General features: G+C 72.4%; 8 protein-coding genes. 4 read left to right on the top strand and 4 right to left on the bottom strand.

The window, feature by feature from the left end; genetic code table 11:
• Together eboE and ABT324_RS32970 are read left to right on the top strand one after the other, a co-directional pair.
• On the top strand, positions 1 to 1,010 hold a 1,010-nt coding region (gene eboE / locus ABT324_RS32975), incomplete at its 5' end, for a metabolite traffic protein EboE (protein ID WP_351185701.1).
• Positions 1,007 to 2,395: an alkaline phosphatase family protein gene (locus tag ABT324_RS32970; protein ID WP_351185698.1), complete on the top strand. Its 1,389-nt coding sequence runs from the start codon at positions 1,007 to 1,009 to the stop codon at positions 2,393 to 2,395. The genes eboE and ABT324_RS32970, both read left to right, overlap by 4 nt.
• Positions 2,396 to 2,399: 4 nt before the next feature.
• Here ABT324_RS32970 and ABT324_RS32965 read toward each other — a convergent pair whose 3' ends face one another.
• Together ABT324_RS32965 and ABT324_RS32960 are read right to left on the bottom strand one after the other, a co-directional pair.
• Positions 2,400 to 3,212: an ABC transporter permease gene (locus ABT324_RS32965; protein ID WP_170301569.1), complete on the bottom strand. Its 813-nt coding sequence runs from the start codon at positions 3,210 to 3,212 to the stop codon at positions 2,400 to 2,402.
• Positions 3,209 to 4,147 (bottom strand): ABC transporter ATP-binding protein, encoded by a 939-nt coding sequence (locus tag ABT324_RS32960; protein ID WP_150068722.1) that lies wholly within the window; start codon positions 4,145 to 4,147, stop codon positions 3,209 to 3,211. Before ABT324_RS32960 ends, ABT324_RS32965 begins: the two co-directional genes overlap by 4 nt.
• An 89-nt stretch (positions 4,148 to 4,236) precedes the next feature.
• Between ABT324_RS32960 and ABT324_RS32955 the strand changes: the two genes are divergently transcribed.
• Together ABT324_RS32955 and ABT324_RS32950 are read left to right on the top strand one after the other, a co-directional pair.
• Positions 4,237 to 4,872, top strand: a complete 636-nt coding sequence (locus ABT324_RS32955) for a response regulator (RefSeq protein ID WP_150068721.1) — start codon at positions 4,237 to 4,239, stop codon at positions 4,870 to 4,872.
• Positions 4,873 to 5,093: 221 nt separating this feature from the next.
• Entirely contained in the window at positions 5,094 to 6,350 is a 1,257-nt protein-coding gene (locus ABT324_RS32950; protein WP_211840569.1) for an aminotransferase class V-fold PLP-dependent enzyme, read from the top strand.
• Positions 6,351 to 6,409: 59 nt separating this feature from the next.
• On the opposite strand, the gene gnd is transcribed toward ABT324_RS32950, so the two are convergent.
• Entirely contained in the window at positions 6,410 to 7,849 is a 1,440-nt protein-coding gene (gene gnd / locus ABT324_RS32945; protein WP_351185694.1) for an NADP-dependent phosphogluconate dehydrogenase, read from the bottom strand.
• Between the two features lie 93 nt (positions 7,850 to 7,942).
• The coding region (locus ABT324_RS32940; RefSeq protein ID WP_502949834.1) for a zinc-binding dehydrogenase at positions 7,943 to 8,395 on the bottom strand (453 nt) is incomplete at its 5' end.

The following is an 8,395-nucleotide window of genomic DNA, read 5'->3' as shown; positions in this document are numbered from 1 at the left end:
TGCTGGGGCTCGCCCTGTGGCTGGCCGCCGACCTCGCCCGGGAGCTGGCCGAGGACCCTGCCGCGGTGAAGTCGCTGCGCGCCGAGCTGCTCGCGCGCGGCCTGTCCGTGCTGAGCCTCAACGCCTTCCCGCACCGCGGTTTCCACGACGAGGTGGTCAAGCACTCGGTGTACCGGCCGACGTGGGCCGAGCCCGCACGCCTGCGGTACACCGAGGACTGCGCCGTCGTGCTGAGCGGGCTGCTGGATGATGACGTGGAGTTCGGCAGCATTTCCACGCTGCCGCTGGGCTGGCGCACCGGCTGGACGGCGGTCGACGACGACCGCGCGACGGCCGCGTTCGAAGATGCCCAGGAGTTCCTGGCCGACCTGCGCGACCGGACGGGGCGGCCGATCCGCCTCGCGGTGGAGCCGGAACCGGGCTGCGTGCTCGACGAACTGCCCGACACCACCCGGTGGTTGCGCGCCCGGGTCGACCCGGACCTGGTCGGGCTGTGCCTGGACACCTGCCACCTCGCGGTCGGGTTCGCCGAGCCGGAGCGGGCCGTGTCCGGGATCGCCGAGGCCGGGCTGCGCGTGTTCAAGGTGCAGATCTCGGCGGCCCTGCACGTCGCCGACCCCGCCGATCCGGCCGCCGGGGCGGCGCTGGCCGAGTTCGCCGAGGCCCGCTACCTCCACCAGGTCCGGGAGCTGGGTGCGGACCGGGTGCGGTTCGCCGATGACCTGCCCGCACCGGATTTGCCGAGGCGGGGCCCGTGGCGGGTGCACGTCCACGTGCCGCTGCACCTGGTGCCGGACGGCCCGCTGGCCACGACCACCGAGGTGACCCGGCGGGCGTTGGCCGAGGTCGACCGAGTCTTCCCGGACCGCCCGCCGCACCGGGAGGTCGAGACCTACACCTGGTCGGTGCTGCCGAACCGGCACCGCCAGGACCTGGTGCGCGGGATCGCGGCCGAGCTGAGCTGGGTGCGCGACAACGCGCTGGCGATGCACATCGGAGGTGCCCGGTGAAGCAGCTGGTGGTGCTGGACGTCGTGGGCATGACCCCGGGACTGCTGCAGCACATGCCCAACCTGGCGGCGCTGGCCGACCGGGGCTGGCGGGCCGAGCTCGGCACCGTGCTGCCCGCGGTCACCTGCAGCGCGCAATCGACCTTCCTCACCGGGCTGATGCCCGCCCAGCACGGGATCGTCGGCAACGGCTGGTACTTCCGGGAGCTCGGCGAGGTGCACCTGTGGCGCCAGCACAACAAGCTGGTGGCGGGGGAGAAGCTGTGGGAGACCGCCCGAGCGGCGAAACCGTCCTACACCGCGGCGAACCTCTGCTGGTGGTACGCGATGGGCGCCACGACCGACCTCACGGTGACCCCGCGGCCGGTGTACCACGCCGACGGGCGCAAGTCCCCCGACTGCTACACGCGCCCACCGGCGCTGCACGACGAGCTCACCGACCGCTTCGGGGACTTCCCGCTGTTCCACTACTGGGGCCCCACCGCCTCGATCGACTCCACCCGGTGGATCGCCTCCGCCGCCCGGCACGTGCTCACCCGGCACGCCCCGGACCTGCTCCTGGTGTACCTGCCGCACCTCGACTACGACCTGCAGCGGTGCGGGCCGGAGTCACCGCAGGCCGTGCGGGCGGCCCGCGCGGTGGACGCCGAGGTCGCCCCGCTGCTGCGGGATGCGCGGGAAGCGGGTGCCGCGGTCGTGGCGCTGAGCGAGTACGGCATCGCGCCGGTCCACCGCCCGGTCGACGTCAACCGCGCGCTGCGCGCCGAAGGGTTCCTGGAGGTCTACTGCCAGGCTGGCATGGAGTACCTGGACCCGTGGACCTCGCGCGCGTTCGCGGTCGCCGACCACCAGGTGGCGCACGTCTACGTGGCCGACGAGGCGGATCTGGAGCGGGTCCGGTCGCTGGTCTGCTCGCTGCCCGGGGTCGACGAGGTCCTCGACCGCGCCAGCCAGCAGCGGTACGGGCTCGACCACCCGCGGGCCGGGGAGCTGGTCGCGGTCGCCGAACCCGACTCCTGGTTCACCTACTACTACTGGACGGACGAGGCGCGCCGCCCGGACTTCGCGCGGGGCGTGGAGATCCACCGAAAACCGGGCTACGACCCGGCGGAGCTGTTCTTCGACCCGGCGGACCGGTGGGCCAAGGCCCGCGCCCTGTGCGGGTTGGCGCGCAAGAAGCTGGGCCTGCGCTACGCGATGGACGTGGTGCCCACCGATGCCAGCTGGGTGCGCGGTTCGCACGGGCGGCTGCCGGACTCGGCGGCGGACGGGCCGGTCCTGCTGTGCTCGGAGCCGGAGATCCCGGCGCACGTCGAGCGCGGCGGGCGGGTGTCCGCCACGGAGGTCGCGAAGTTGTTGCTGCGCCTGCAGGGGTTCGAGGGCTGATGCCTCACAGGGCGTCGCGGGCGCGCAGTGCCGCGAACCCGATGGCGTAGCCCGCGACGGCCCAACCGATCAGTACGAGCAGCGCGGTCAGCGGACCGTAGGCGTTGAAGTCCGCGACCCCCGCCAGCACCATGCCAGCGGGTCCGGGGAAGAGCTCGGCCGCCGACACCAGCAGCGGGATCGAGGTGACCTGCAGCATCATCGGCACGCCGAAGACCACCACGATCGACACCGCGATGGTGCCCGCGACGTGCCGGACCACCGCGCCGAGCCCGACGACCAGAACACCGCTGAGCGCCAGATAAGCGCCGACCGCCACCGCCCGGCCCAGCACGCCCGCCGGTTCCAGCGGATCGGCGAACTCGCCCAGCACCACCGAGCCCGCCGCGACCCCGATTCCGGTGAGCAGCACCCCGCTGACGAACAGGATCGGCAGCAGCACCAGGGACTTCGCCAGCAGCACCCGGCGGCGCAGCGGTACGGCCTGCAGGGTGGGCAGGATGGTGCGGGTGGCGTACTCGGTGGTGATGACCATCGCGGCCAGCGTGACGACGGCGATGTCGGCGACGAACAGGACCCCGGTGGTGGCGTTGTCGAGCGCCGAGGTGATCGCGGTGTTCGGGCCACCGGCCGACTGCAGGGACCGCGCCGAGGCGGCCATGATGAGCGAGTAGGCGGCGGCCAGCGCGGCCGCCCCGGCCAGGCAGATCCAGGTGGAGCGCACCGACCGCAACTTCGTCCACTCCGAGGCGACGGCACCGCCCAGCTTGCCCGTTCGCGGTGGCGGGGCTTGCGAGGTCGAGGTGGGCACGGTCACGCTCCCTCCCGGGATTGGTCGGCGGGCACGGCACCGCTGTACTCCACGCTGCTGGAGCTCAACCGCAGGTACGCCTCCTCCAGGGACGGGGTCTCGTCGCGCAGCTCGTGCAACCGGACGCCCAGCTCGTGGGCGAGGTCGCCGACCTGCTCGGGGCTGGCGTCCAGCACCCGGAGCCCGTCGCCGTCGGCATCCGCGCGGAAACCGCTGTCGGCCAGGCGATCGCGCAGCGACGCCAGGGCGGACGGTTCGGGGCTGCGCACCACGACGCACCGGGTCGAGCTGCGCTCGATGACCTCGTCGACGGCGGCGTCCGCGATGAGCTCACCGCGACCGATGATGACCAGGTGGTCAGCGGTCAGCTGCATCTCGCTCATCAGGTGGCTGGAGACGAACACCGTCCGCCCCTCCGCGGCCAGCGACCGCGCCAGCGAGCGCACCCAGCGCACGCCGTCGGGGTCCAGCCCGTTCACCGGCTCGTCGAAGATCACCGTGTGCGGATCGCCGAGCAGCGCGGCGGCGATGCCGAGGCGCTGACCCATGCCGAGCGAGAAGGTCCCCGCGTGCCGCCCGGCAACGGCGGTCAGGCCTACCTCGTCGAGCACCTGGTCGACCCGGCCGCGCGGAATCCCGTTGCTGCGGGCCAAGGACAGCAGGTGTGCGTGCGCCGATCGCCGCGGGTGCACCGCGCGGGCGTCGAGCAGGGCACCGACCTCGCGCAGCGGGTAGGGCAGTTCGGCGTAGTGCTTGCCGTTGATGCGCGCCTCGCCGGAGGTGGGGCGGTCCAGGCCCATGATCATGCGCATCGTCGTCGACTTCCCGGCCCCGTTGGGGCCGAGGAACCCGGTCACCTTCCCGGCGGCGATGTCCAGGCTGAGGTCGTTGACCGCGGTGGTGGTGCCGTACTGCTTGGTCAGGTGCCGGAGGCTGATCAATCGCTCACCTCGTCGCGTGGGCGGCTACGGCGTTGATTGCTTGGCAGTATAGTCGGTCGCGCCACACTTCCAGCCGTCGGAGGGGCTGCGTGATCCGAGTACTGGTGGTCGACGACGAAACGTTGGTGCGCACGGGTTTGCGGATGATCCTGCAACCCGCTGACGACATCGAGGTGGTCGGCGAGGCGGCGGACGGCCGGGAGGCGGTGGAGGCCGTGCTGCGCCACCGCCCGGACGTCGTGCTGCTGGACGTGCGGATGCCGGTGCTGGACGGGATCTCGGCCGCGGCGGAGATCGGCGCGCAGCCTTCGCCGCCGCGGATCGTCATGCTCACCACCTTCGACCTGGACGACTACGTGCACAGCGCGCTCAAGGCGGGGGCGGTGGGTTTCCTGCTGAAAGACGCCCAGCCACACGAACTGGTCGCTGCGGTGCGGACCGCCGCGGCCGGCAACGCGATGCTCGCACCCACCGTCACCAAGAGGTTGATCAGCAGGTTCGCCGACATCAAACCGGCGGCGCGGGCGCGCTTGGAGGTGCTGACCGCGCGGGAGCGCGAAGTCGTGCTCTGCGTGGCGCGCGGCCTGTCCAACGCGGAGATCGGTCGCGAGCTGTCGATGAGCGAGACCACCGTGAAAGCGCACGTGAGCAGGTCGCTGGCGAAGCTCGACCTGACCAACCGGGTGCAGGCGGCCATCCTGGTGCACGACGCGGGACTGGCTTGATTTCACCGTCCTTGCAGGGTTTTTCGCGCTCCTCTTAAGTCGCGTGACGGGGCTGCGGCGCGCTGTTAGCGTGTGTTCCCTCGTTGCCCGAACCGCTTCGCCGCAGGCGGGATCCAGGCGCGCGCCGACGGTTTTCGGCGTGGTACCAGCGGGTTCGGGCCGGTTCGGCGATCGGTGGGGAGCTCGGGCGGATGAGCGGGTTTGATCGACGTGGATTCCTGGTGGGAGCTGGTGCGGCCGCGGCCCTGGGCATCGGGGCGCCCGCAGCGGCGAGCGCGGTCGCGCGGCCGCCGAAGTTCACCGCGGCGAACGGGGAGGTCGACTGGCGGGCGGTGCGCGAGCAGTTCCGCCTGGACCCGTCCGTGGTGAACTTCAGCGCCTTCTTCCTGACCTCGCACCCGCGCGTGCTGCGGGAGGCCATCGAGCACCTCGGCGCGCAGCTGGACGCCAACCCGATGGACGTCTACGGCCTGGAGCTGCCGGACGGGCCGACCGGTTACGAGCGGGTGCGGACCGCGCTGGCCGGGTTCCTGGGCGGTGCACCGGACGAGTTCGCGCTGACCCACAACACGACGACCGGGCTTGGTTTCGTCTACAACGGACTGAAGGTGAAGCCGGGGCAGGAGTTCCTGCTCACCGAGCAGGACCACGTGGCGCACGTCGGCTCGGCGGTGCTGGCCGGGGAGAAGCACGGTGTGACGACCCGGATGGGCAAGCTCTACGAGAACTCGGCGAACGCGACGGTGGACGAGATCGCCTCCCGGTTGCGGGCGGAGATCCGGCCGGAGACCCGCGCGGTCGGCGTCACCTGGGTGCAGTCGACCACCGGGGTGCGGATGCCGGTCGCGGAGCTCGCCGCCGTGGTCGCGGAGGCGAACTCGGGGCGCGCGGAGGAGGACCGCTGCCTGCTGGTCGTCGACGCGGTGCAGGGCCTGGCCGCCGTGGACGCGGACCTGCCGTCGCTGGGTGCGGATTTCGTCGTCGCGGGCACGCACAAGTGGTTCCTCGGGCCGCGCGGCACCGGCCTGATCTGGAGCCCGCGGGACGCCTGGCCGCACGTGCGCCCGACCATCGTGCCGGTGTTCCGCGAGGACACCATCGCCAACCTGACGCCGGGCACGTTCATCCAGTTCGACCACCTGTTCGCGATGCCGGTCGCGGTGGACTTCCACCAGCGGATCGGCCGGGCAGCCGCAGCCGAGCGCATCACGCAGCTGAGCCAGCAGCTCAAGGACGGGCTCCGCGGTGTCGAGAAGGTCGTCCTGCACACTCCGCAGGATCCCGCGATGTCGGCCGGTATCACCTGCTTCGAAGTCGAGGGCGTGGACGCGGAGCGGGTGGTGCAGCACCTGGCCGATCGCGGCCTGCGGATCAGCACCGCCCCGGGGCTGCGGCCGTACCCGCGCATCGGAACGAGCATCGTGCACTTCCCCGAGGAGGTCGACCGGGCCGTCGCAGCGCTCAACGAGATCGCCTAGCGACCTGATGAGGTTTTCCGACTTCGTTCCGGATGCGCAGGTGTCGTCCGAAGTGGACCCTACATCTGGACCTCGGAGCGGTCCCCGGCCCAGCGGGTGTGGAAGGTTCCTTCGCGGTCGGTGCGGCGGTAGGTGTGGGCGCCGAAGTAGTCGCGCTGGCCCTGGGTGAGCGCCGCCGGGAGGCGGTCGGCGCGCAGGGAGTCGTAGTAGGCCAGCGCCGCCGCGAAGCCCGGGGTGGGCACGCCCTGGCCGGTGGCCGCGCCCAGCACCTCGCGCCAGTCCTGCTGGGCGTCGGCGATCTCGGCGGCGAAGGTCTCGTCGGACAGCAGGCTCGGCAGGTCCGGCCGGGCGTCGTAGGCGGCGCGGATGCGGTCCAGGAACGCGGCGCGGATGATGCAGCCGCCGCGCCAGATGCCCGCGATCGCACCGAGGTCGATGTTCCAGCCGTACTCGGCGCTGCCCGCGGCGATCTCGTGGAAGCCCTGCGTGTACGAGACGATCTTGGACGCGTACAGCGCCTGCTCCACCTGGTCGGCGAACGCGTCGGCCGCCGCTCCGCTGAGCGGTCGGGCGGTCGGCCCGGCCAGCCCGCGCGAGGCCTCGCGCAGCGCGGTGTGGCCCGACAGCGAGCGGGCGAACACCGCCTCGGCGATGCCGGAGACCGGCACGCCGAGTTCGAGGGCGAGCTGCACCGTCCAGCGGCCGGTGCCCTTCTGCTCGGCCTGGTCGGCCACCACGTCCACGAACGGCTCGCCGGTGGCGGAGTCCACGTGGGACAGCACCTCGGCGGTGATCTCGATCAGGTAGGAGTCCAGCCGACCGGTGTTCCAGGTGCGGAAGACCTCGGCGATCTCGGCGGGGGAGCGGCCCCCGACGTCGCGCAGCAGCTGGTAGGCCTCGGCGATGAGCTGCATGTCGGCGTACTCGATGCCGTTGTGCACCATCTTCACGAAGTGCCCGGACCCGTCGGGGCCCACGTGCGTGACGCAGGGCGCGCCGTCGGCGGCCTTGGCGGAGATCTTCGCCAGCATCGGGCCCAGCGATTCGTAGGACTCCGCGGAACCGCCCGGCATGATGCTGGGGCCGTGCAGCGCGCCCTCCTCGCCACCGGAGATGCCGGTGCCGACGAAGTGGATGCCCCGCTCGCGCAGGTCGCGTTCCCGGCGCCGGGTGTCCGCGAAGTGCGCGTTGCCGCCGTCGATGATCACGTCGCCGTCCTCCAGCAGCGGCGCGAACTCCTCGATCACCGCGTCGGTGGGGTCCCCGGCCTTGACCATGATCACCAGTCGGCGCGGTCGCTCCAGCGCGGCGACGAACTCGGCGGCGGATTCGGCGCCGATGAACTCGCCCTCGTCGCCGAACTCCGCCAGCAGCTCGCGGGTGCGCGACGGGGTGCGGTTGTGCACGGCGACGGTGTAGCCGTTGCGGGCGAAGTTGCGCGCCAGGTTGCGGCCCATGACCGCGAGCCCGGTGACGCCGATCTGCGCTGAGGTGCCCATGTGAAACTCCTGCGGGTTGCTGGTGAGCGCCGGTGGGGCGGCCGCTGGCAATTCTCGGCCAGCGGCCGCCCCGGCGCAGGGAAACGGGCGGGTTCACCCCGCGGTCAGGTCCAGCAGGACCTTCGAGGCGGCGGTGCGGTCCCCGGCGATGTCGAAGGCGGCCACCGCCTCGGACAGCGGGAAGGTGTGGGTCAGCACCGGGTCGACCGGCAGCCCGTCGGCCAGCAGGGACAGCGCGTCGTCGAACTCGCGGTCGAAGCGGAACGCGCCGAGGAGCTGCAGCTCGCGGGTCACCACGACGTTGCCGAGGAAACCGGTCTCGCCGGGCGGCAACAGGCCGAGCAGCACCACGGCACCGCCGCGCCGCACGGCCCGCACGCACGTGCTCAGCCCCGCCGCCGACCCGGAGGCCTCGATGGCGACGTCGACCTGCTCGGGGTCCCCGCGGTCGGCCCGGATCGTCGTGGTGGCGCCGACCCGGGCGGCGATCGCCAGCGGCGCGTCGAGCAGGTCGGTGACGACCACCCGGCCGCCCCGGCGCTCTTG

It is taken from the genome of Saccharopolyspora sp. NPDC000359, assembly GCF_040300525.1.
Classification (GTDB): domain Bacteria; phylum Actinomycetota; class Actinomycetes; order Mycobacteriales; family Pseudonocardiaceae; genus Saccharopolyspora.
Note: the sequence above shows the minus strand (reverse complement) of the source record. Positions and strands in the feature narration are given on the sequence as shown.

Bases quoted from the DNA above. Each gene is read 5' to 3' on its own strand.
- gnd (WP_351185694.1), bottom strand. From the start codon at position 7,849: ATGGGCACCTCAGCGCAGATCGGCGTCACCGGGCTCGCGGTCATGGGC.